This window comes from Ochrobactrum sp. PL_is501, from assembly GCF_055816895.1.
The window spans coordinates 118026-141530 of sequence record NZ_JBVPGR010000030.1 but is presented as its reverse complement, the minus strand read 5'-3'; the positions used below and the strand labels follow the sequence as shown (position 1 = coordinate 141530).

Below are 23505 nucleotides of genomic sequence, written 5' to 3'. Positions count from 1 at the left end.
GAACCCACGAAAAACCCAATTTTTGCAGGTCATTTGAAGCAGCATGAATGTGGTCGGGAAAACTATCCAAGCAAACACGAATTAAGGCAGCGATATGGCGTGTATTGCGAGAATTTGAATCGCATTAAATCAATATCTTATCTGAATTCGTAATTCTCGTTAATAAATTATTAATATATTTAAATGGCTTGTAGGCATATTCGCACTCTCGATTCGGGATTCATTTGAGGCTGTCTGGTCGCCTCCTGCATCGTTGGGATTTGACGCTTCGCCTTTTTTTGGCCTAAAAATTCCAAAACCTTGAATTCGATTGAGCGACAGTAGGATGAGCGATTTTGATCTTCGTCCTCTTTGACTTGCACCGCAGTCAGACGTTCCCGCGCATCGTTTCGGATGTGTCTGCCTGAACGTATGACTGGATCAGTTAAGGGTCCTAACATGAGACTGAGCCATTGACGCGCGCCGCGAAGTGGAAATTGCCCGTTCTTATCGGGCTGGTGGTTGCGCCTTTCGTGGTGACCGGCTGCACGACGACCGGGACTTCGGGAAAAGCCAATTCGGAAAAGACGGCGGCAAGCCACGTCAAATCCGTCAATGGCGTGAAGACCTACACCTACACCGCGCGTGACAAGGAATGTCTTGAACGCGCGATGTTCTTCGAATCCAACCGTTCGAGTCCCGACGGGCTTCTGGCTGTCGGCACGGTCGTCATGAATCGTCTCGCATCGGGCCGTTATCCTGATACGATTTGCGGTGTGGTCGGTCAGAAGAACCAGTTCGCACCCGGTGTTCTCACCCGCAAGATGAATTCCAAGGCGCTGCCTGATGTTCAGGCAACTGCCGATGCAGTCTTGAAGGGGCAGCGTCATCCGAAGCTCAAGAACGCCATGTTCTTCCATACGGCGGGCCTGAAGTTCCCCTACAACAACATGCACTATGTGCTCGTCGCTGGCGGCAATTCCTTCTATGAGAAGCGCAATCGCGACGGCTCGCTCCAGAATCCGGTTCCGCAGGAACCATACAATCTTGCGCTCGCCTATTCGCCGCAATCGCCTTCCGTTCCTCAAGATCCATCCTATGACGTGACCCTGCCGCAGACGGGCCCGGTTCCGGACGCAGCACCGACAGTTCAGGTGGCGCTCGCAGAGGCTTCCCAGGCTCAAAGCGCGGAACAGAACGGCGGCGCCGGTCCGCAGGTCCGCGGTGATCGCCTGGCGCGTCATCGCGGTGTCCCTGCAACTCAGCAGGAGAACCCCATGCAAATGGCCTCCTATCAGCCGCAATTCGATACGACCGCTCCGCAGCCGACGTCGCTCGGCTATGGTCCGGCAAGCCAGAAGCAGGCTGACGCCATCGGCGCGCTTCTCCTGTCTCAGGACAGGCCGGAAGCGCCGCTATAAAAAGCTGATCTGCACTTGATCAATCAGAACGCCGGTCCTGTTTGCTTCAGGCCGGCGTTTTGATTTGACCAAGAGTCGCCGTTTTCGGCACAAGGCGTCAGGGCCGGTATATCGGGCGATAGATCACCATCGGCGTGTCGTAGAAATCCACCTGATTCTGCCAAGCGCGCCTGTCGGCTCTGCGATCGAGGTCGAGCCGCATGAGGCAATTGGCGAAAGCATCGGTCCTGGGTTTGAAGCCATAGCTTTGGCAGGTTTGCTCGTCAGCCGCACGGCGCTGTTCGGGCGTCATCGTCACGCAGCCGGCCAGAAGGCCGGTAACGCCCAGTAAGATAAGCACTTTCTTATTCATTACTTTCTGCTTTCTTCTGCAACTGACCGCGTGAATACTATAGCGGAAAGGCAGGAAAAAAGGTGGTGAATTTATGCCGTCTGATAAACTGTCGGTGATTCCATATCCAAAGAGGTCTTCCACCCATGGCTCATGAACAGCTGAATCCAGTCATCGATCCGGTGAAACTTGAACGTCTTGCGGAAGTCGCCGTTCGTGTCGGTCTGCAATTGCGCGAGGGGCAGGATCTCGTCATCACCGCGCCGGTCGTCGCATTGCCGCTGGTTCGCCTTATCGCCAAACATGCCTACAAGGCCGGAGCCGGACTGGTGTCGCCATTCTTCGTGGATGACGAATTGGCTCTTGCCCGCTACGAGAACGCACCCGATGCAAGTTTCGACCGCGCGGCCAACTGGCTTTATGAAGGCATGGCGAAGGCCTATGCGGACGGTGCTGCCCGCTTGGCCATCGCCGCCGATAATCCGATGCTTCTTTCCAGTCAGGACCCGGCCAAGGTTTCACGCGCCAACCGCGCCAATTCAAAGGCCTATCAGCCGGCGCTGGAAAAGATTGCCGGTTTCGACATCAACTGGAACATCGTCTCCTATCCCAACCCGGCATGGGCAAAGCTCATGTTTCCGAACGACCCGGCGGACATCGCGACCCGCAAGCTGTCCGATGCGATCTTTGCGGCTTCGCGTGTCGACGTCGACGATCCGGTCGGCGCGTGGGCCGCGCATAATGCAGCGCTTCGCAGGCGCACCCGTTTCCTGAACGGCAAGGCTTATCGCGCCCTGCATTTCAAAGGCCCGAACACTGATCTGACTGTCGGGCTTGCCGACGGCCATGAATGGCACGGCGGCGCTTCCACGGCGAAAAACGGCATTACCTGTAATCCGAACATTCCGACGGAAGAAGTGTTTACGACGCCCCATGCCCTGCGTGTCGAGGGCCATGTGACCAGCACCAAGCCTTTGTCACATCAGGGCACCCTGATCGAGAATATAGCGGTTCGCTTTGAGGGCGGACGCATTGTCGAGGCGAAGGCAAGCCGCGGTGAAGAAGTACTCAACAAGGTGCTGGATACGGATGAGGGCGCGCGTCGTCTGGGCGAAGTGGCGCTGGTGCCGCATTCCTCACCGATCTCGCAGAGCGGGCTTTTGTTCTACAACACCCTGTTCGACGAAAATGCAGCGAGCCACATCGCGCTCGGCCAATGCTATTCCAAATGCTTTATCGACGGCGCCAAGCTGACGCCGGAACAGATCAAGGCGCAGGGCGGCAATTCGAGCCTTATCCATATCGACTGGATGATCGGCTCCGGCGAGATCGACGTGGATGGCATCAACGCGGACGGAACCCGGGAGCCGGTGATGCGCGGCGGCGAATGGGCTAACTGATCATGCAAAGGCCGGGGATTTCCCGGCCTTTGCACTATATCCGTTCGGTCAGTTCTTTTCCTGAACATGAGCTTCGAGGAACCACAGCGCCTTGTCGAGGCTGCGGGAAGCCGCGGTAAAAATATCCGCCGTGTCGTCATCGCCGGCATCGTCGGCATCCTTGATCGATTTGCGCAGCAAATTGGCGACATCGCCATAACGCTCGATCAATGCCAGCAGATGGTCATGAACGGCATAAATGTCGGTCGGATAGGGCTTCAATCTGGTTTCCTTCGCCACGACCTGCGTGGTGCCATAGGCTGTTCCGCCAAGCTGTACGGCACGCTCGGCAATCGTATCGACGTGTTCGTCGAGGTCGCCGCGAAAACCATCGAGCATTTCATGAACGGCGATGAATTGCGGCCCCTTGAGGTTCCAGTGAGCCTGCTTGGTGATGAGGGCAAGATCGATTGTCGCGGCCAGATTTTCGTTGAGCAGGGCGATCATTGTCGTCTTCGTATTGGAAGGAAGATCGTTGCGGGTTGCATGCATCGACTTGTTGGACATTTTATCCTCACATCCTTTTGCTCGATCCGGCTTGGAGAGACTGGGAGAATGTCGCTCATGATCGTGGGCAGCTATTCCAGCACAAACGAACCCGCCAGATCCTTAGAAGGCTCGATTTGCCGGAGGGGGCCTTCGTTGCCTTCAAGGCAACGCAAAACATTCCCGCACCCGGGGGTGAAATGCATGTGGGCAGTTTTTGTTCCGTGAGAAACGGCAAAAAAACGGCGCCGGTCCGGCTTCCACCAAGTTACGGCTTGTCGCAGCGCAAATTCTGATTTACCCGGTTGCGCATGAAGATACTTGCGCTCGATACTGCCGCTTCGTGGTGTTCTGTTGCCGTCTATGCTTCCGATGGCGATGTGGTGCTTGCCGATGTGAGCGAAAACATTGGCAAGGGTCACGCGGAAGTATTGATGACCTATGTCGAACGGGCTTTGACGGAAGCGAGACTATCGCTTCGCGACATGGATGGGGTGGCGGTCAATATAGGGCCGGGATCGTTTACCGGCGTTCGTATCGGTGTCTCGGCGGCCCGTGGTTTCGCGCTGGCGCTGGGCGTGCCAGCCATCGGGATAACAGCCTTCGAAGCGCTTGCCTCTGAAACCCGGATCGAGAGCCCGGAAAAACCGGTACTGGTCTTTCTCGACGCCCATCGCGGCGAGATTTATGCGCAATCGTTCGACGCAAAGGGGACCGCCAGCGCAGAGCCGCTGGTTCTGTCGCGGGAGGAAGCAGAGGCTCATGCAGCGTCCCAAGCGGAAAAGACGGTTCTTGCTGGCTCCGCCGCTCGCTCAATCAATGAAGCAATTGGCGGCCGCTTCGCGCTGGGCCCGGTTGAACCGACTGCAAAAATCGGCACCTATGCGCGTCTGGCAAGTTCCCGCCAGCCGGGGGATGCGCCGAAGCCGCTTTACATGCGCGGACCCGATGCAAAACCGCAGGTCGGATTTGCGTTGCCGCGGAAGAGCGCCGGGGAATAGCCGATGATGGGCTTGCCGTTCGGCCGTTTCGGTCGCAGGGAGGTTTCGGTAGAACCATTGCGCGCCCAGGACAGTCATGCGATCCAGCGCATTCACGCCGTCGCTTTCCTTCATGGCTGGAGTTCCGACGATTTCCGGTCACTGATTGCACAGGATACGGTTTTCGGCTTCGTTGCCCGTACGGAGGGTAAACCCAATGACGCCTGTGGCTTTGTGCTGGCGCGTCTTGTGGCTGGAGAAGCGGAAATCCTCACCATCGCCGTCGCGCGCGACGTGCAGCGGCAGGGCGTCGGGCGTGCGCTGATGGATGCCGTTCTGCGCCATCTTTATCAGGAACGGGCCGAAACGCTTTTTCTCGAGGTGGACGAGGCGAATGTCGCTGCGCAGGCCCTTTATCGCCGCCTCGGCTTCCAGAAAGTCGGCGACCGTCCTGCCTATTACGAAACGCCGAACGGCCGCTCGGCAGCGCTCATCCTCCGGCGTGACCTGAAGAGGGCGCAATGATCGGCGCGATCAGGATATTTCTGGTTGTCGCGGCCATGGTTGCGCTGAGCCTGTCGCTGATCCCGTTTCAATATCTGTTTCTGAAAATGAAGAACGGGTGGAAGCGCCGTCTGCCAAACTTCTTCCACCGCGTCGTGGCGCGCCTGTTCGGCTTCCGCATCAGGACTGTTGGCCAGATGCACGAGGGCCGCCCCCTTCTCCTTGTTTCCAACCATACCTCATGGAGCGACATTGTCGTACTCTCGGCGGTGGGGCAGGTATCGTTTATTGCGAAGTCCGAGGTGCGCGGCTGGCCGGTTTTCGGCATGTTCGCCGTTCTGCAGCGCACGGTTTTCGTGGAGCGCGAGCGGCGCGGCAAGACAGGAGAGCAAACGTCGGAGATTGCACGGCGTCTGGCAACCGAGGACGCAATGGTGTTGTTCGCCGAAGGCACGACATCGGATGGCAATCGCGTTTTGCCGTTCAAGACAGCGCTTTTCGGCGCGGCGCATGCTGCGATCAAGGAAACGAACCTACCGGAAGTCATGGTTCAACCGGTCGCCATTGCCTATACCGGGGTTCACGGCATGGCGATGGGCCGTTATTTCCGCCCGATTGCCGCATGGCCGGGCGATGTCGAGCTGATGCCGCATCTCAAAGGTATCTTGCGGGAAGGGGCGATAGACGTCGAAGTGCGTTTCGGGGAACCTGTCGTCGTAACGGCCGGGACCGATCGCAAGGCGCTTGCTCGCACAATGGAAAACCGGGTGCGCGCGCTTTTGCAAAGTGCATTGCTGGGCCGCGATATTCCCGAAGAGTGACAGCCGTCAGATTGTCACCTTCCAAAATGGCGACAAAAGCTGTAGATAGCCGCGCATGAGCGACAATATTACCGATCTCGACCCCACGGCAGAGCGCCCCAACGCGCGCAAGGTTTTCGTAAAGACCTATGGCTGCCAGATGAATGTCTATGACAGCCAGCGCATGGCCGACAGCCTTGCCGCGGAAGGCTATGTCGCGACCGACACACCGGACGATGCCGATCTGGTCTTGCTGAACACCTGTCATATTCGCGAAAAAGCATCGGAAAAGCTCTATTCCGCGCTTGGTCGTCTGCGGAAGATGAAGGATGCGCGTGAAGCGAATGGCAAGGAATTGACCATTGGCGTCGCGGGTTGCGTCGCGCAGGCCGAGGGACAGGAAATCCTGCGCCGCGCGCCGAATGTCGATCTCGTCATCGGGCCGCAGACCTATCATCGCCTGCCCAATGCGCTTGCGCGGGTTCGCAGCGGCGAAAAGGTCGTTGAGACGGAATACGCTCTCGAAGATAAATTCGAACATCTGCCGTCGCCCAAGCGCGAGGAAACGCGCAAGCGTGGTGTTTCCGCGTTCCTGACCGTGCAGGAAGGCTGCGACAAGTTCTGTACCTTCTGCGTGGTTCCCTATACGCGCGGTTCCGAGGTTTCGCGTAGCGTGAAGCAGATCGTGGCGGAGGCCGAGCGCCTTGCCGATAGCGGCGTGCGTGAACTGACCCTGCTTGGCCAGAACGTCAATGCCTGGCACGGCGCTGGCGACGATGGCCGCGAATGGGGCCTCGGCGAATTACTGTTCCGCCTTGCGCGCATTCCAGGCATTGCGCGCCTTCGTTACACGACCAGCCACCCGCGCGACATGGACGACAGCCTGATTGCCGCCCATCGCGACCTGCGGCAATTGATGCCCTATCTGCATCTGCCAGTGCAGTCCGGCTCGGACCGGATTCTCAAGGCAATGAACCGCCGTCACAAGGCGGATGAATATCTGCGCCTGATCGAGCGTATTCGTGAAGTGCGCCCGGATATGGCGCTGTCGGGCGATTTCATCGTCGGTTTTCCCGGCGAAACCGATCAGGATTTCGAGGATACGATGCGGCTCGTGCGGGAGGTCAATTACGCGCAGGCCTATTCATTCAAATATTCTCCGCGCCCCGGTACGCCCGGCGCCGATCTTGACGATCATGTTGCGGAAGCGGTGAAGGACGAGCGTCTCCAGCGCCTTCAGGCGCTGCTGTCGGAACAGCAATATGCGTTCCAGGATTCCATGATCGGTCGCGAGATGGATGTGCTTCTGGAAAAGCCCGGCCGCGAGGCCGGTCAGATGGTGGGCCGCTCGCCATGGCTCCTGCCTGTCATCATCGATGGCAACAGTGACAGGATCGGCGACATCATTCATGTGAAAATCACCTCCACAGGGACCAATAGCCTTATTGCGCAAAAACTGGCCTGAAGGCATGATGATGCCGAGGCAGAAAATTTCGGCGTCTTGAGTCGCTTGCCGGTAATCCTGTCGAGACTGTGATTGCAATGCGTGGACGGTTTGTGTTCGCGCATAATCTGGTCTGAGAAGTCTGCAACTTTTCAGGATTGTGCTTTAAGGAGATACGGTTGAGCGCTACGGAAAAGCTGAAATCTGCCAAGCCAACCAATCAAACGCAAAAAAGCCCGACGACCGGGGCCTCGGATATGGCCCATATCGTGCTCACCTTCGACAACAACCGTCTTGCCAGCGCGCTTTACGGTCAGTTCGATGAAAACCTTGCCCGTATCGAACAGAAGCTTGGCGTGGATGTCCGCTCCAAGGGAAATCAGCTGTCGATCCGGGGCGAGCCGACCGCGACCGAACAGGCGCGCCGCGCGCTCGACCATCTTTATGAAACGCTGCAGAAGGGCCATGAGCTGACGGTGTCGGATGTGGATGGCGCGCTGCGCATGGCTATTGCCGCCGACGACCAGCTCACCTTGCCAACGATGGAAAACAAGGGAAAGCTTTCCGCCGCCCAGATTTCCACGCGCAAGAAGACAATCTTCGCCCGCACGCCGACGCAGGATGCCTATATGCGTGCGCTCGACCGGTCGGAACTGGTGTTCGGCGTTGGTCCCGCCGGTACGGGCAAAACCTATCTTGCTGTTGCCCATGCGGCGATGCTTCTTGAGCGTGGTCTTGTCGAGCGGATCATTCTTTCCCGTCCGGCTGTGGAAGCAGGCGAGCGCCTTGGCTTCTTGCCGGGTGACATGAAGGAAAAGGTCGATCCCTATCTGCGCCCGCTTTACGATGCGCTTTACGACATGATGCCAGCGGAAAAGGTCGAGCGTGCCATTACCGCAGGTGTGATCGAAATCGCGCCCCTTGCCTTCATGCGCGGGCGTACGCTGGCGCATTCTGCGGTCATTCTCGATGAGGCGCAGAACACAACCTCCATGCAGATGAAGATGTTCCTGACCCGTCTCGGTGAAGGATCGCGCATGATCGTGACTGGCGACCCAAGCCAGATCGACCTTCCGCCGGGCCAGAAATCAGGGTTGGTAGAGGCGCTTCGCGTGCTGGACGACGTGGAGGGCGTCATCAAAGTGCGCTTCACAGAAAAGGACGTCGTGCGTCATCCGCTTGTGGCGGCCATTGTCGGTGCCTACGATCGCGACGGCAAACAGCACGCGCGTTCGGAATGATCTTGCAATTGCCGATCGGAATCACGATTTAAAAAATGCTGTCTGCCTTTTGGGCAGGCAGCTCTCATACAATTGAAAGGACGAAGCGGTCTGCTGGAAGGCGACCGCTGCATAACGTGTCAGACAACGCGATCCATATCGATATCATGATTGAAGCCGGCAACTGGCCGGACGAAGCGAGCCTTGAAGGTCTCGTCAGGAAGCCGGTCGAAGCCGCCTGGACCAGTCTGGGCCTCAAAAGCGCGGCAAGCGAACTGAGTGTGGTCTTCACCGACGATGCCTCAATCCAGACCCTGAACGCAGAATGGCGTGGCAAGGACAAGCCGACCAATGTTCTGTCCTTTCCGGCCTTTCCGGTGAAGGCCGGTTCTCAGCCGGGCCCGATGCTGGGCGACATCGTCATCGCGCGCGAGACGGTGGAGCGTGAGGCGAAGGAGGAAGGCAAGCCGCTCGAAAACCATCTTGCGCACCTCGTTGTGCATGGGTTTCTGCACCTTTTGGGGTACGATCATGAAACCGATGAGGAAGCGGAAGTGATGGAGGCGCGCGAGCGCGAAATCCTTCATGCTCTTGCCATTCCCGACCCTTATGCTGTATCCGATTAGAACACGAACAACGATTGACCATGGCTGATCAAACATCGCACCCTCCGTCCGCTGGCGAAAATCGCAGCGAGACTCAAGACGCCGAAGGGCAAAGTACGCAGCGGCCCGTAGTGGCCGAGAAGCGTTCCTTGTTGTCCAATATTTTCCCGTTCATGCGTTCGCGCCAATCATCTTCGCTGCGCGAAGATCTGGCCGATGCCCTTTCCAGCACGGCAAGCGAGCAGGATTCAGCATTCTCGCCAGAAGAAAAGGCGATGCTGCACAATATCCTTCGCCTGCGCGAAATCCGCGTCGAAGACGTGATGATCCCGCGCGCCGATGTCGAGGCGGTGGAAATCTCCACGCCTCTGTGGGAAGTGCTGGAGCTTTTCGAAAAATCCGGCCATTCGCGCATGCCGGTCTATGCCGAGACGCTGGACGATCCACGCGGCATGATCCATATCCGCGATGTTCTCAATTACATCACCAAGCAGGCCCGCCAGAAGACCACGCGCCGCAGCAGCACACGCAGCAAGGCGACAGCCGAAGACAAGGCCGCGAAGTTCGACATGGGCCGCATCGATCTCACCAAGACGATCGGTGAACTCAATCTCATGCGCAAGGTGCTGTTCGTGCCGCCATCCATGATGGCGAGCGGATTGATGGCGCGCATGCAGGCGACCCATATCCAGATGGCGCTGGTCATCGATGAATATGGCGGAACCGACGGTCTGGTCTCGCTGGAAGACATCGTCGAAATGGTTGTGGGCGACATCGAAGACGAACATGACGACGAAGAAATCATGATCGCCGAAGAAGCCGATGGCGTGTTCGTTGTCGATGCGCGCGCCGATCTGGAAGAACTGGCCGCGAAAATCGGCCCGTCTTTCGAAGTGGGCGAACATGGCGAGGACGTTGACACCGTTGGCGGTCTCATCTTCTCCGTGCTCGGGCGCATTCCGGTTCGTGGCGAGGTCGTGCAGGCTATTCCGGGTTACGAGTTCCATGTGCTGGAAGTTGATCCGCGTCGCGTGAAGAAGGTGCGGATTGTGCCGCTCTCCGCAGCCGATCGCCGTCGCCAGCAACGGGCAGTCGTTTCAGCCAGACCGGGTGAAGCCGAACCCGCAACCGACACCTCCAAAGAGGCCGGATGATCGAAAGGCTGGCGGGGAGGATCATTCTTTCGAGCGGCTGGCGTCGTGCGCTGGCCGCTTTTCTCAGTGGCGCTTTCGCCACGCTGACCCAGCCGCCATTCGATGTTTTTGTCGCTGGCTTCATCTCATTTCCCATTCTGGTCTGGCTGATTGATGGCGCCGTCGCCACCGTCAATGCGGGGCCTGTTCGCCGCCTCCTTCCCGCAGCCATGGTTGGCTGGTGGTTTGGCTTCGGCTATTTCGTTTCCGGATTGTGGTGGATCGGTACGGCGCTGCTGGTCGATGCGGACCAGTTTGCCTGGGCCTTGCCGCTCGCTGTTCTGGGCCTGCCCGCCTTTCTCGCATTGTTCTATGCGTTTGCAACCGCGGTTGCCCGCATCTTCTGGTCGGACGGTTTGGGGCGCATCGTCGCGCTTGCTTTTGGTTTTGCATTGGCAGAATGGCTACGCCTTTTCCTGTTCACCGGCTTTCCCTGGAACGCCATTGGCTATGCCGTCATGCCGACTCCGCTCCTGATGCAGTCGGTCGCCGTGGCGGGGCTGATCGGAATGAGTGCAGCGGCTGTTTTCGTCTTTGCCGCCCCGGCCCTGCTCATCGGCGGGCGGTTTGCGAAGACAGGCATTGCGGCTGCGCTTATACTTGTCATCAGCCACCTCGGTTTCGGTGCCTGGACGCTTTCACATGCTCCCGCCATCGGCGAGGAAAAGGGCGCGCTCGCAGTGCGCATCGTGCAGCCTTCCATTGCCCAGACCATGAAATGGGATAATGCGGAGCGCCGGTCGATCTTTGACAAGCTGGTGTCTCTGGCAGGTGAGGCTCCTGCCGAAGGCAAGCCGAAGCCCGATGTCATCGTCTGGCCGGAAACAGCGGTTCCTTATATTCTCACCTCGACGCCGGAAGCGCTGTCGCGCATTGGCGAGGTTTTGCAGGACGGGCAGGTGCTGCTGACCGGTGCTGTCCGTGAAGAGAAGGGGGCAGCGGGTGACCAGCCGCGTTATTATAATTCGATCTATACGATTGATGATCGCGGCGTCATTGTCGACGCCGCCGACAAGGTGCATCTCGTCCCCTTTGGCGAATATCTGCCTTATGAGAATTTTCTTCGCAGGCTCGGGCTTCAGGAGGTGGTGGAAATGCCCGGTGGGTTTACCGCTGGCACCACGCGCCGGGCGCTGAACGCGAAAGCTGGCCAAACCTTCTTGCCGCTGATCTGTTACGAGGCGATTTTCCCCGATGAACTCGGATATTCGGGCCAGAGGGCAAGCGCCATCATCAATGTGACAAATGACGCGTGGTATGGAGATACACCGGGACCGTACCAGCATTTCCGGCAGGCACAAGTCCGCGCCGTGGAGCAAGGCCTGCCCCTCATTCGCGCAGCCAATAATGGTCTTTCAGCTATTGTTGATGCCTATGGTCGAATCATCGATGGCCTCGCGCACGATGCTGTCGGGGTCATTGACGCTTACCTACCGTCAACTCGTGCACCATTTTGGGGCACGCCACCCGGGTCGCGACAATCTCTGGTAGCGCTGTTAACCTTACTCGTGTTGAGCGTGGCTTTCCGACTGCCAAACGGCAGGCGTTTTCATTGACAGACTAATATTGTTACGATGTTATGGCTCGGCGGCGACGGTTTTTGCGGAAAATCGTCAGACTACCTCCCAAAACTTATTAGTATCGCTGTTCAGATGAACAGAGCATGAATGAAAGCTCGCAGCTGCGAGGAGTGACAGTTGTATGATTGAGAACAAAAAGAAGCCCAACCCCATTGACGTGCATGTCGGCAGCCGCATCCGTCTCCGCCGTAACATGCTGGGCCTCAGTCAGGAAAAACTCGGCGAAAACCTCGGAATCACCTTTCAGCAAATCCAGAAATACGAGAAAGGCACCAACCGCGTCGGTGCAAGCCGTCTTCAAGCGATCTCGGCGATTTTGAACGTTCCGGTTTCCTTCTTTTTTGAAGATGCGCCGGGCTCCTCGAACCAGTCCGGTTTTGCAGAGGACAATGAAGCGACCTATGTCGTGGATTTTCTGAATTCCAATGAAGGTGTTCAGCTGACCCGCGCATTCACGAAAATTTCAGATCCTAAAGTGCGCCGCAAGATCATCGATCTCGTGAAGTCGCTCGCGGCGGACGCTGACTGATAGCATATCCGGAAAGAGCGATTTGTGCGGGACATGGCCATGTCCCGCGGGACTTTGCGCTTCACAGCGCCGGAACAGGCAGAAAATGCCATCTGGAACGAATTTTCGCGCCGGGGCACTGTCGCAACAAGAATATGCATTGACGGTTTAATCCCAACTTCGCTAACACATTACCGTGCCCGGAACGCTGGAACCTGTTCCGGGCGCTACTGTGTTTCCATGGCGGAAATATTCTCCGCTGGATTTTCAAGAGGGGTTACCCGTGTCGCGCAGTTCTTATCTCTTCACCAGCGAATCTGTGTCCGAAGGTCATCCGGACAAGGTTTGCGACCGCATCTCCGATGAAATCGTGGACATGATCTACAAGGAAGCGCGCCGCACCGGCGTCGATCCTTGGTCTGTTCGTGTCGCTTGCGAAACGCTTGCCACCACCAATCGCGTGGTCATTGCCGGCGAAGTGCGCGTGCCGGATACTTTCCTGAAGAAGAATAAGGACGGAACGATCGCCCATGATGCCGCCGGGCATCCGCTGATCAATCCTTCGCGTTTCCGCTCGGCGGCACGCAAGGCGATCCGGGAAATCGGTTACGAACAGAACGGTTTTAACTGGAAGACAGTGAAGATCGACGTGCTTCTGCATCCGCAATCCGCCGACATTGCCCAGGGCGTGGACAACGCCGCCGACCGTCAGGGCGAGGAAGGTGCAGGCGATCAGGGCATCATGTTCGGCTATGCCTGCCGCGAAACCCCGGACCTCATGCCGGCGCCGATCTATTATTCCCACAAGATTCTCGAAAAGCTCTCTGAGGCCCGCCACAAGGGCGAGGGCGATGCGGGCAAGCTCGGTCCCGACGCCAAGAGCCAGGTCACGGTGCGCTACGAGAACGGCAAGGCCGCCGAGGTCACGCAGATCGTTCTTTCCACGCAGCATCTGGATGCAAGCTGGGATTCGAAAAAGGTCCGTTCGGTTGTCGAACCTTATATCCGGGAAGCGCTGGGCGACCTCCCGATAGCGGCCAATTGCAACTGGTACATCAATCCGACCGGCAAGTTCGTCATTGGCGGGCCAGATGGCGATGCGGGCCTGACGGGCCGCAAGATCATCGTGGATACCTATGGCGGCGCAGCCCCTCATGGCGGCGGCGCATTCTCGGGCAAGGACACGACCAAAGTGGATCGCTCCGCTGCCTATGCCGCGCGCTATCTTGCCAAGAACGTGGTTGCCGCCGGTCTTGCCGACCGCTGCACGATCCAGCTCTCCTATGCCATCGGCGTCGCGCAGCCGCTTTCGGTCTATGTTGATCTGCACGGCACCGGCAAGGTTGCTGAATCCGCTGTCGAGGACGCGCTTCGCGAGGTCATGGATCTGTCGCCGACGGGTATCCGCAAGCATCTCGACCTCAACAAGCCGATCTATGCCAAAACCTCGTCCTATGGCCATTTCGGACGCAAGCCTGGCCGTGACGGTTCGTTCTCCTGGGAGAAGACGGACTTGACCAAGGCGCTGAAGGCGGCGGTGGCGTAACTTCCGGCGGAAAGTTGCATCACGGGCCGCTTGGCGTTATGTGTCCCGACGATTTTCGAGGAGCGCGGTCTTGGATCGCGCTCTTCTGTTATTCGAACCTGCTATGATGCCACGGATAAAATATGACCGAAGAATCTCATCCTCTGCGCGGTGCCGGAAATTTCTTCGGCCGTCGCCACGGCAAGCCTCTGCGAAGCCATCAGAAGAACCTGTTCGAGGACCTTCTGCCGCGCCTGAAGATCGATGTCGAAAACCCGGCACAGCAGGATTTGCGCACGCTTTTTGAAACTAAGGTCGATGCCGTGCGTCTGGAAATCGGTTTTGGCGGCGGTGAGCATCTGCACCATGAGACAGGCCGCTATCCGCAGACCGGTTTCATCGGGGTTGAGCCGTTCATCAACGGCATGGCCAAGATGCTGGCGGCATTGGACAGCGAACCGCGACACAATCTGCGTCTCTACGACGAGGATGCAACGGCGGTGTTGGACTGGCTGCCCGATGCGTCCCTTTCCGGCATTGATCTTTTCTATCCCGATCCCTGGCACAAGCGACGCCACTGGAAGCGTCGCTTTGTGAGCGACGCCAATCTCGACCGCTTCGCCCGCGTGCTGAAGCCCGGTGCGAAATTCCGCTTTGCCTCGGATATAGAACATTATGTCAACTGGACCCTCCAGCATTGTCGCCGTCATCCCGCTTTCGAGTGGCAGGCGGAAGGCCCGTCCGATTGGAATGAGGCATATGAAGGCTGGCCGGGCACCCGATACGAAGCGAAGGCGTTTCGTGAAGGTCGGCGGGCCGCCTATCTGACCTTCATCCGCCGATGAAGCTGCTGACCGCGTACGGAATGAATCGAACAGCAGAAGCGGTCTTGAAAAAATCCGCCTCTGCTGGTATATAGGTTTCAAATTCTTGGTCGTTTGAACAAGAGTGGGCCCTCCCGGACCCGCTCTTTTTTGTTACTTACGGCTCTGTAAAAAGGTTTATCGAGTGACGGAACAGGAACAGGCAATTGAAGCCGCAAGCGCAGATGAGCGTATCATTCGCGAAACGGGCATCGATGCGAAAGTGGCAGGCATTGTGGAGCCGGTGATCAATACGCTGGGTTTCCGCCTTGTGCGTGTGCGCCTTTCCGGCCTCAACGGCCAGACCTTGCAGATCATGGCCGAGCGTCCCGACGGCACGATGACGGTCGACGATTGCGAGCTTGTTAGCCGCACGGTTGCGCCGGTTCTCGACGTGGAAGATCCGATCAACGGAAAATACCATCTGGAGATTTCCTCTCCCGGTATCGACCGCCCGCTGGTCCGCAAGTCGGACTTCGCTGACTGGGCCGGTCACATTGCAAAGGTGGAAACCTCGATCGTCCACGAAGGCCGCAAGAAGTTCCGTGGCCGTATCGTTCTGGGCGATGCGGAATCTGTCGTGATCGAAAGCGATCAGATTTCCTATGGCAGCGAACCTGTCGTGCGCATTCCATTCGATCTGATCTCGGATGCGCGCCTCGTTCTGACTGATGACCTGATCCGCGATGCGCTGCGCAAGGACAAGGCCCTGCGCGAAGGCCGCATTCCGGGTGACGATCTCGGTAGCGATGAAGCGGACGAGCAGTCCGGCGGAGCCGCAACGGACGAAGCCCAAGATAAAGAATAAGTTTCAGGCGTCCGGCATCTTGAGGAGCCGGATGCGACACCAAGGAGAGTCCAATGGCAGTCAGTGCTAACAGGCTGGAGCTTCTGCAGATCGCCGATGCGGTCGCACGCGAGAAGTCGATCGACCGCGAGATCGTTCTTGCGGCCATGGCCGATGCGATTCAGAAGGCGGCGCGTTCGCGTTACGGCCAGGAAAGCAACATCCGCGCGGACATCAATGCGAAGTCCGGTGAGATCAAGCTGCAGCGCCTGCTTGAAGTTGTCGAGCACGTCGAAGATTACGCGACGCAGATTTCGCTCTTCACCGCCCGTGATCGCAATCCCGACGCACAGATCGGTGATTTCATTGCCGACCAGCTTCCGCCGATGGATTTTGGCCGTATTGCCGCGCAGTCGGCAAAGCAGGTCATCGTGCAGAAAGTGCGCGAAGCCGAGCGTGACCGCCAGTATGACGAATACAAGGACCGCGTTGGCGAAATCGTCAACGGCACTGTGAAGCGGGTCGAATACGGCAATGTGATCGTCGATCTGGGTCGTGGCGAAGCCATCGTGCGCCGCGACGAACTGATCCCGCGTGAAGCTTTCCGTTATGGCGACCGCATTCGCGCCTATGTGTACGACGTGCGCCGCGAACAGCGCGGCCCGCAGATATTCCTGTCGCGTACCCATCCGTCCTTCATGGCGAAGCTTTTCACCATGGAAGTGCCGGAAATCTACGACGGCATCATCGAAATCAAGTCGGTTGCCCGCGATCCGGGTTCCCGCGCCAAGATCGCGGTTGTCTCGCGTGATGCTTCCATCGATCCGGTCGGCGCCTGCGTGGGCATGCGCGGCTCCCGCGTTCAGGCCGTTGTCGGCGAACTGCAGGGCGAAAAGATCGACATCATTCCATGGTCGCCGGATGCAGCTTCCTTCATCGTCAACGCGCTTCAGCCTGCTGAAGTTGCCAAGGTTGTTCTCGATGAAGATGCCGAACGTATTGAAGTTGTCGTCCCGAATGACCAACTATCACTTGCAATCGGTCGTCGCGGCCAGAATGTGCGTCTGGCTTCGCAGCTTACGGGCTGGGACATCGATATCCTGACGGAAGACGAAGAATCCGAACGTCGCCAGAAGGAATTCGCTGAACGTTCGACCCTCTTCATGGAAGCGCTCAACGTTGACGAGATGGTAGGTCAGGTTCTGGCCTCCGAAGGTTTCGCATCGGTTGAAGAACTGGCCTATGTAGAGCCCGGCGAAATCGCCTCCATCGACGGTTTCGATGAGGATACGGCTGGTGAAATCCAGGAGCGTGCCCGCGAATATCTGGATCGCATCGAAAGCGAACAGGATGATCGCCGCAAGGAACTGGGCGTTGCCGACGAACTGCGCGAACTGCCGGGCATGACCACCGCGATGCTGGTGGCTGTTGGCGAGGACGGCGTCAAGACGATCGAAGACTTTGCCGGCTATGCCGTCGACGATCTGGTTGGCTGGCGCGAACGCAAGGACGGCGAAACCGTCGCTCATAGCGGCATCTTCTCGGCTTTCGACGTTTCGCGCGTCGATGCGGAACAGATGGTCCTGACTGCGCGTTTGAAGGCAGGATGGATCACGGAAGAAGAACTGGCATCGGCTCAGGAAGAAGTCGCTGAAGCAGAAGCCGGTGAAGAGGAAGCTGCTTCTTAAGAAGCGGCTGGAATAAAAAGAGCCGCGTGGCTTCTTACGTCTGGAGCAATTCAGGCGTAAGCTGTGCGGCTCTCGCAATTAAGCTCTGAAAAATGGTCGTCGTTCATTCGAATTGATCGGCCAGTCGGCTTTCGAGTGCGGTTCCGGCCATCTTACGGGTTGTGGTAGGGCTTTGGCTCTGGTACAGCGCCCGCGTTGGGTCCCCGTGTTGGATTTGATGTGCGGGCAGACCGCAATATGGCAAGACTGGAGTTCGCGTGGAGCAGGATATGAATGACAGAACCTGTATCGTCACGCGCGAAAGCGGTTCTGCCGATGATCTGATCCGTTTCGTGGCCGGTCCCGATGGTTCCGTGGTGCCGGACTTGAAAAGGAACCTGCCGGGCAGGGGATGCTGGGTCAAGGCCGAGCGTCGTCTGGTGGATGAGGCGGTCAAGCGCAAGCTTTTTGCGCGTGCGCTGAAAGAAGGCGTGACGCCGCAGGCGGATCTTGGCGCACTGGTAGACCAGTTGCTGACGAAATCTGCCCTTGGCAGCCTCGCTCTGGCCCGCAAGGCCGGAGCTGTGGTCTCTGGCTCGACCAAAGTGGATCAGGCGATCCGCACCGGGACAGCCGCCATGGTGTTGCATGCGAAGGAAGCCGCCGCCGACGGTGTGCGCAAGCTTGATCAGGCTCGCCGCGCCGTGGTGCATCTGGATGGTCCGGAAATCCCTTCTTTCTCTCTTTTTACGGGAGAAGAAATGGATTTGGCATTTGGGGGCGGAAATGTGATACATGCAGCCGTGCTTGAGGGAAAGGCGGCGGCCGGGTTCGTAAAGCGGGCACTTATGTTGCATCGCTATCGTGGTGAAAGCGCGTCGGGCCTGGATTAGAGCATGTCTCCCAAAAGTGGGAACTGGTTTTGGGATAAAGACATGCATGAAAATAAAAGCGTAAAGCGTGTCGTAAGAGTTTGATGAAACGCGACACGCTTTAGAGCGCAACTCTGGAGGGGCTTTGGCAGCCCTGGATCGGATTGCGCGTTGAAGCGGATGACTGGAGCTTTATCCAACATGACCCCGTCACGTTGGATAAAGCTCGAGTAGAGCGGCCGGAGCCGCGAAGGAAACGGAAACGTAATGAGCGATAAAACGAACGACGACAAGACGCTGAGCGTTAATACGAAGAAGACGCTGACCATGAAGCGGCCAGGCGTCGAGCAGAGCACCGTGCGCCAGAATTTCAGCCACGGCCGCACGAAGGCTGTCGTCGTTGAAACGAAGAAGCGCAAATTCTCGCGGCCTGATGAGAAGCCGGAAGTCGAGGCAGCGGCCCCGCGGCCTGCAGCACCCGCTCCGGCGGCTCCCGCGCCCGCAACTCCCGCACCGGCACAGGCCGCGCAGCCTGCCCAGCCTGCACAGCCCGCTCCGGCAGCGCGTGCGCCAGCGCCCGCAGCTCCGGCACCGAAGCCGGCGGCACCCGCTGCTTCGGTAACGAAGCCGCATGTCGCGCAGCAGCGCCCGACCCAGCAGCGCCCCGGTGGCCAGCAGGCTCAGCGTCCGCGCCCGTCCGACCGCTCCGGCATGGTGCTGAACACGCTGTCGCGCTCCGAAATGGATGCACGTCGCCGTGCGCTCGAGGAAGCGCAGGTTCGTGAAGTTGAAGAACGCGCCCGCGCGGTCGAGGAAGCCAAGCGCCGCGCCGAGGAAGATGCGCGCCGCGCCAAGGAACGCGAAGAATCTGCTCGTCGTCAGGCGGAAGAAGAAGCCCGTCTCAAGGCTGAAGCCGATGCCCGCCGCAAGGCCGAGGAAGAAGCTGCCAAGCGTATGCCGCAGCCAGAAGCCCGCACCGAACGCCGTGACGATGCACGTCCGCAGGGTAATCGCCCGCAGCAGGCTGGTCGCCCACAGGGCAATCGTCCGCCGCAAGGTGGCCGTCCGCAACAGGGCGGACCGCGCCCGGCGCCAAGCCTCGTCGATGCAGCCCCGATTCCGGGCAAGCCGCTTCCGCAGAGCCAGCTTCGCAAGCCTGGTCAGTCGGATGACGACGATGATCGTCGTGGCGCAGTCCGTCGCGGTACTCCCGCGAAGCCGGAAGTTCGCGCACCAAAAGCCACGAAGGGCGAGGATGATCGCCGCCGCGGCAAGCTGACGCTCACCAGCAACCTCGAAGAGGAAGGCCGGTCGCGTTCGCTGTCGGCGATGCGTCGTCGTCAGGAAAAGTTCAAGCGTTCGCAGATGCAGGAAACGCGCGAGAAAATTTCGCGTGAAGTGACCATTCCTGAAACCATCACGCTGCAGGAACTGGCCCAGCGTATGGCGGAGCGCTCCGTCGATATCATCAAGTACCTGATGAAGCAGGGCCAGATGATGAAGCCGGGCGACGTCATCGATGCCGATACCGCGCAGCTGATCGCTGAAGAATTCGGTCATACCGTGAAGCGCGTTGCTGAATCCGACGTTGAAGAAGGTATCTTCAACGTGGAAGACAATCAGGCTGCCATGGTTTCGCGTCCTCCGGTCGTGACCATCATGGGCCACGTCGATCACGGCAAGACCTCGCTTCTTGATGCCATTCGTCATGCCAATGTCGTGTCGGGCGAAGCCGGCGGCATCACCCAGCATATCGGTGCTTATCAGGTCGAACAGAATGGCCAGAAGATCACCTTCATCGATACGCCGGGCCACGCTGCCTTTACCGCGATGCGTGCCCGCGGTGCGCAAGCGACCGATATTGCCATTCTGGTGGTTGCAGCTGACGACAGCGTGATGCCGCAGACGATTGAATCGATCAATCACGCCAAGGCGGCGGGTGTTCCGATCATCGTGGCGATCAACAAGATCGACAAGCCGGCTGCCGATCCGCAGAAGGTTCGCACTGCCCTGTTGCAGCACGAAGTCTTCGTGGAATCGATGGGCGGTGAAGTGCTCGACGTCGAAGTGTCGGCCAAGAACAAGATCAACCTCGACAAGTTGCTCGATGCAGTTCTGCTTCAGGCTGAAATGCTCGATCTGCAGGCCGACCCGACCCGTACCGCCGAAGGTGTGGTCATCGAGGCCCAGCTTGATCGCGGTCGCGGTTCCGTTGCTACCGTTCTTGTTCAGAAGGGCACCCTGCATCCGGGCGACATTCTTGTCGCAGGCAGCGAATGGGGCCGCGTGCGCGCCCTGGTCAACGACCGTGGCGAGCATGTCAAGGAAGCCGGTCCGGCAATGCCGGTCGAAATCCTCGGTCTTCAGGGAACGCCGCAGGCGGGTGACCGCTTTGCCGTCGTTGCCAATGAAGCCAAGGCCCGTGAAATCGCTGAGTACCGCCAGCGTCTGGCCCGTGACAAGGCGGTTGCACGCCAGTCGGGTGCGCGCGGTTCGCTCGAGCAGATGATGAACCAGCTTCAGGTTTCGGGCACGAAGGAATTCCCGCTCGTCATCAAGGGCGACGTTCAGGGCTCCATCGAAGCGATCTCGAATGCGCTGGACAAGCTCGGCACGGACGAAGTTCGCGCCCGCATCGTCCATTCGGGCGCAGGCGGTATTACGGAAAGCGACGTGTCGCTGGCCGAGGCCTCCAATGCCGCGATCATCGGCTTCAACGTCCGCGCCAACAAGCAGGCACGCGACGCAGCCGACCAGCAGGGCATCGAAATCCGCTACTACAACATCATCTATGATCTCATCGATGACGTTAAGGCAGCGATGTCGGGTCTCCTGTCGCCGGAACGCCGCGAAACCTTCCTTGGCAATGCGGAGATTCTCGAAGTCTTCAACATCACCAAGGTCGGCAAGGTTGCCGGTTGCCGTGTCACCGAAGGCAAGGTCGAGCGCGGCGCAGGCGTCCGCCTCATCCGCGACAACGTGGTTATCCACGAAGGCAAGCTCAAGACGCTCAAGCGCTTCAAGGACGAAGTGTCGGAAGTTCCTGCCGGTCAGGAATGTGGTATGGCGTTCGAGAACTACGACGACATTCGCGCAGGCGATGTCATCGAAGCCTTCCGCGTCGAACACGTTTCGCGCACGCTTTAAAAACTATCCCGCCGGGCTGTCGAGAGGTGGCCCGGCTTTTCGTTATCCGGTCCAGAGGGTCTGACTCCCGGCTGGATTGTGGTAAGTTGCGTATTATTGCGCCTGCCAATTTGTAGTCATGTTGTCGGACAGTCCTTTGTGGCTGGATGCCGATTGGCGGCTGTTTATCGAGGATATAGCCATGGCACGTTCTCCAGATCCAAAAGGCTCGGGCGGCCTCTCCCAGCGCCAGCTTCGCGTGGGCGAGCAGGTGCGCCACGCATTGGCGCAGGTGCTTCAGCGCGGAGAAATCCGCGACAATCTCATTGCCCGCACGGTGATTTCCGTTTCGGAAGTACGCATGTCGCCTGACCTCAAGATCGCGACCTGTTTCATCACGCCGCTTGGCGATGCCGATACGCAGGCGGTCATCAAGGCGCTGGCGGCAAATGCGAAGTTCATTCGTGGCCGCATGGCGCCCAGCCTCAGCCAGATGAAATACATGCCGGAATTCCGCTTTCGGGCCGATACCAGCTTTGACAATTTTTCCAGGATCGACGCGCTGCTCCGCTCGCCGGAAGTCGCCCGCGACCTGACCCATAATGAAGACGAAGACGGCGAGGACAAAACCTCCCGCAATGGAGACGAATAAAGCATGGCAAGACGGGGCAAGAAAAAAGGTCGTCCGATATCCGGCTGGGTCATTTTCGACAAGCCGAAAGGGATGGGATCGACCGAGGCGGTCTCGAAGATCAAGTGGCTGTTCAACGCCGAAAAAGCCGGTCATGCCGGTACACTCGATCCGCTTGCTTCCGGCATGTTGCCTATAGCGCTGGGCGAAGCGACCAAGACCGTGCCTTATGTCATGGATGGAACCAAGATCTACCGTTTTACGGTTAGCTGGGGCGAGGAGCGTTCGACCGACGATCTGGAAGGCCAGCCGACCAAGACCTCTGACAAGCGCCCGACGCGTGCGGATATAGAAGTATTGTTGCCCAATTATACCGGCGTCATTTCACAGGTTCCGCCACAGTTCTCGGCGATCAAGATCGATGGCGAGCGCGCCTACGACCTCGCCCGTGAAGGCGAAACGGTCGAAATCCCGTCCCGTGAAGTCGAGATCGACCGTCTGGAGATCGTCGGCGTTCCGGATGCCGACCGCACTGAATTCGAAGTTGAATGCTCCAAGGGCACCTATGTGCGCTCGCTGGCGCGCGACATGGGGCGCGATCTTGGCTGTTACGGTCATATTTCGGAGTTGCGCCGCATAGAGGTCGCGCCGTTCACGGAAGAGGATTCCGTGACATTGGCGGAACTGGAGCAGGCATGGCCGCCGCTCCCGCCGAAGGATGAGGACGGCAATATCATTGAACCCGCGCCTCGCCGCGATTTTTCGGCGATTGACGCATTGGTCATCGATACGGGCGCCGCGCTCGACTGCCTGCCGCAGGTGCCATTGACCGACGATCAGGCCCAGCGCGTGCGTCTGGGCAATCCGGTGATCTTGCGCGGGCGCGACGCGCCTCTGGAAGCGGACGAAGCCTGCGTCACCACACGCGGAAAATTGCTCGCCATCGGCTATATCGAGCACGGGCAATTCAAGCCGAAACGTGTTTTCACAACAGGCCGAGATTTCGTCGGAAGCGTGCAGTGAGGCGGCAAATTGAATTGAGGCTGGCATTCCTGCCGATTTTGCACTATATGCCCCTCATCGATCATGCGTAAAAGCATGTCAATCGTGTAAATGGCCCGCGCTGGACGACATCCCGGCCCGGGCGTCAGGTTTTCCTCTCATCTAGAAAGGGTGTTACGATGTCGATTACTGCTGAGCGCAAGCAAGCACTTATCAAGGAATACGCCACCAAGGAAGGCGACACCGGTTCTCCTGAAGTACAGGTTGCCGTTCTTTCCGAGCGTATCGCCAACCTCACCGAACACTTCAAGGGCCACAAGAATGACAATCATTCGCGTCGCGGCCTCCTGAAGTTGGTTTCGCAGCGTCGTCGCCTTCTTGACTATGTCAAGGGCATTGACGAAGCGCGTTATCAGGCGCTGATTGGCCGTCTCGGCCTGCGCCGTTAAGGTTGAAATCGGGCGACGCCTCAAAACGTCGCCCGTTTGATTTTGAATGGGGCTATTCGTGGCCCTTGAAACCCGGTTCGGCGGCATGGTGCT

Annotated in this window: 22 protein-coding genes; 20 read left to right on the top strand and 2 right to left on the bottom strand. The window is 58.5% G+C overall.

What is annotated here, in order from left to right:
* Positions 1 to 452 precede the first annotated feature (452 nt).
* Complete coding sequence (locus tag AC0TOF_RS05650; protein WP_473767493.1) at positions 453 to 1400, top strand: cell wall hydrolase; 948 nt, start codon at positions 453 to 455, stop codon at positions 1398 to 1400.
* A gap of 97 nt (positions 1401 to 1497) precedes the next feature.
* On the opposite strand, the gene AC0TOF_RS05645 is transcribed toward AC0TOF_RS05650, so the two are convergent.
* Positions 1498 to 1752 (bottom strand): hypothetical protein, encoded by a 255-nt coding sequence (locus AC0TOF_RS05645; RefSeq protein ID WP_473767492.1) that lies wholly within the window; start codon positions 1750 to 1752, stop codon positions 1498 to 1500.
* 125 nt (positions 1753 to 1877) lie between these two features.
* Between AC0TOF_RS05645 and AC0TOF_RS05640 the strand changes: the two genes are divergently transcribed.
* Positions 1878 to 3131: an aminopeptidase gene (locus AC0TOF_RS05640; protein WP_473767491.1), complete on the top strand. Its 1254-nt coding sequence runs from the start codon at positions 1878 to 1880 to the stop codon at positions 3129 to 3131.
* A 48-nt stretch (positions 3132 to 3179) separates the two neighbouring features.
* Here the strand turns inward: AC0TOF_RS05640 and dps are convergent, their stop codons facing one another.
* Entirely contained in the window at positions 3180 to 3677 is a 498-nt protein-coding gene (gene dps / locus AC0TOF_RS05635; protein WP_122002886.1) for a DNA starvation/stationary phase protection protein Dps, read from the bottom strand.
* Between the two features lie 290 nt (positions 3678 to 3967).
* On the opposite strand from dps, the gene tsaB reads away from it, so the two are divergent.
* From tsaB to rpsO, 18 genes are all read left to right on the top strand, one after another.
* Positions 3968 to 4657, top strand: a complete 690-nt coding sequence (gene tsaB, locus AC0TOF_RS05630) for a tRNA (adenosine(37)-N6)-threonylcarbamoyltransferase complex dimerization subunit type 1 TsaB (protein ID WP_473767490.1) — start codon at positions 3968 to 3970, stop codon at positions 4655 to 4657.
* A 3-nt stretch (positions 4658 to 4660) separates the two neighbouring features.
* Positions 4661 to 5161, top strand: coding sequence for a ribosomal protein S18-alanine N-acetyltransferase (gene rimI, locus AC0TOF_RS05625; RefSeq protein WP_473767489.1), 501 nt, complete (start codon positions 4661 to 4663; stop codon positions 5159 to 5161).
* Positions 5158 to 5961 carry a lyso-ornithine lipid O-acyltransferase gene (gene olsA, locus AC0TOF_RS05620; RefSeq protein WP_473767488.1) on the top strand — a complete coding sequence of 268 codons (804 nt, stop codon included), beginning with the start codon at positions 5158 to 5160 and terminating at the stop codon, positions 5959 to 5961. The genes rimI and olsA overlap by 4 nt, the downstream gene beginning before the upstream one ends.
* Before the next feature lie 55 nt (positions 5962 to 6016).
* Complete coding sequence (gene miaB / locus AC0TOF_RS05615) at positions 6017 to 7405, top strand: tRNA (N6-isopentenyl adenosine(37)-C2)-methylthiotransferase MiaB (RefSeq protein WP_473767487.1); 1389 nt, start codon at positions 6017 to 6019, stop codon at positions 7403 to 7405.
* A gap of 158 nt (positions 7406 to 7563) precedes the next feature.
* Positions 7564 to 8625 (top strand): PhoH family protein, encoded by a 1062-nt coding sequence (locus AC0TOF_RS05610; RefSeq protein WP_411507541.1) that lies wholly within the window; start codon positions 7564 to 7566, stop codon positions 8623 to 8625.
* Between the two features lie 116 nt (positions 8626 to 8741).
* Positions 8742 to 9230: an rRNA maturation RNase YbeY gene (ybeY, locus tag AC0TOF_RS05605; protein WP_473767486.1), complete on the top strand. Its 489-nt coding sequence runs from the start codon at positions 8742 to 8744 to the stop codon at positions 9228 to 9230.
* A 20-nt stretch (positions 9231 to 9250) separates the two neighbouring features.
* Positions 9251 to 10363, top strand: a complete 1113-nt coding sequence (locus AC0TOF_RS05600) for a hemolysin family protein (protein ID WP_122002893.1) — start codon at positions 9251 to 9253, stop codon at positions 10361 to 10363.
* Positions 10360 to 11958, top strand: a complete 1599-nt coding sequence (gene lnt, locus AC0TOF_RS05595) for an apolipoprotein N-acyltransferase (protein ID WP_473767485.1) — start codon at positions 10360 to 10362, stop codon at positions 11956 to 11958. The genes AC0TOF_RS05600 and lnt overlap by 4 nt, the downstream gene beginning before the upstream one ends.
* 145 nt (positions 11959 to 12103) lie before the next feature.
* Positions 12104 to 12511 (top strand): helix-turn-helix domain-containing protein, encoded by a 408-nt coding sequence (locus tag AC0TOF_RS05590; protein ID WP_122002895.1) that lies wholly within the window; start codon positions 12104 to 12106, stop codon positions 12509 to 12511.
* 262 nt (positions 12512 to 12773) lie between these two features.
* Complete coding sequence (gene metK / locus AC0TOF_RS05585; RefSeq protein ID WP_122002896.1) at positions 12774 to 14036, top strand: methionine adenosyltransferase; 1263 nt, start codon at positions 12774 to 12776, stop codon at positions 14034 to 14036.
* 122 nt (positions 14037 to 14158) lie between these two features.
* Positions 14159 to 14860, top strand: coding sequence for a tRNA (guanine(46)-N(7))-methyltransferase TrmB (gene trmB, locus AC0TOF_RS05580; protein WP_473767484.1), 702 nt, complete (start codon positions 14159 to 14161; stop codon positions 14858 to 14860).
* A gap of 163 nt (positions 14861 to 15023) precedes the next feature.
* On the top strand, positions 15024 to 15686 hold the full coding sequence (rimP, locus tag AC0TOF_RS05575; protein WP_473767483.1) for a ribosome maturation factor RimP: 663 nt from the start codon (positions 15024 to 15026) through the stop codon (positions 15684 to 15686).
* A 53-nt stretch (positions 15687 to 15739) separates the two neighbouring features.
* Positions 15740 to 17353, top strand: coding sequence for a transcription termination factor NusA (gene nusA / locus AC0TOF_RS05570; protein WP_473767482.1), 1614 nt, complete (start codon positions 15740 to 15742; stop codon positions 17351 to 17353).
* Positions 17354 to 17610: 257 nt separating this feature from the next.
* Positions 17611 to 18225 carry an RNA-binding protein gene (locus tag AC0TOF_RS05565; protein WP_473767481.1) on the top strand — a complete coding sequence of 205 codons (615 nt, stop codon included), beginning with the start codon at positions 17611 to 17613 and terminating at the stop codon, positions 18223 to 18225.
* A gap of 246 nt (positions 18226 to 18471) precedes the next feature.
* Positions 18472 to 21351 carry a translation initiation factor IF-2 gene (infB, locus tag AC0TOF_RS05560; RefSeq protein ID WP_122002901.1) on the top strand — a complete coding sequence of 960 codons (2880 nt, stop codon included), beginning with the start codon at positions 18472 to 18474 and terminating at the stop codon, positions 21349 to 21351.
* Positions 21352 to 21532: 181 nt separating this feature from the next.
* Positions 21533 to 21982 carry a 30S ribosome-binding factor RbfA gene (gene rbfA / locus AC0TOF_RS05555; RefSeq protein ID WP_473767480.1) on the top strand — a complete coding sequence of 150 codons (450 nt, stop codon included), beginning with the start codon at positions 21533 to 21535 and terminating at the stop codon, positions 21980 to 21982.
* Between the two features lie 3 nt (positions 21983 to 21985).
* Complete coding sequence (truB, locus tag AC0TOF_RS05550; protein WP_473767479.1) at positions 21986 to 22984, top strand: tRNA pseudouridine(55) synthase TruB; 999 nt, start codon at positions 21986 to 21988, stop codon at positions 22982 to 22984.
* A 158-nt stretch (positions 22985 to 23142) separates the two neighbouring features.
* Positions 23143 to 23412, top strand: coding sequence for a 30S ribosomal protein S15 (gene rpsO / locus AC0TOF_RS05545; protein WP_006473093.1), 270 nt, complete (start codon positions 23143 to 23145; stop codon positions 23410 to 23412).
* Positions 23413 to 23505: the final 93 nt, after the last annotated feature.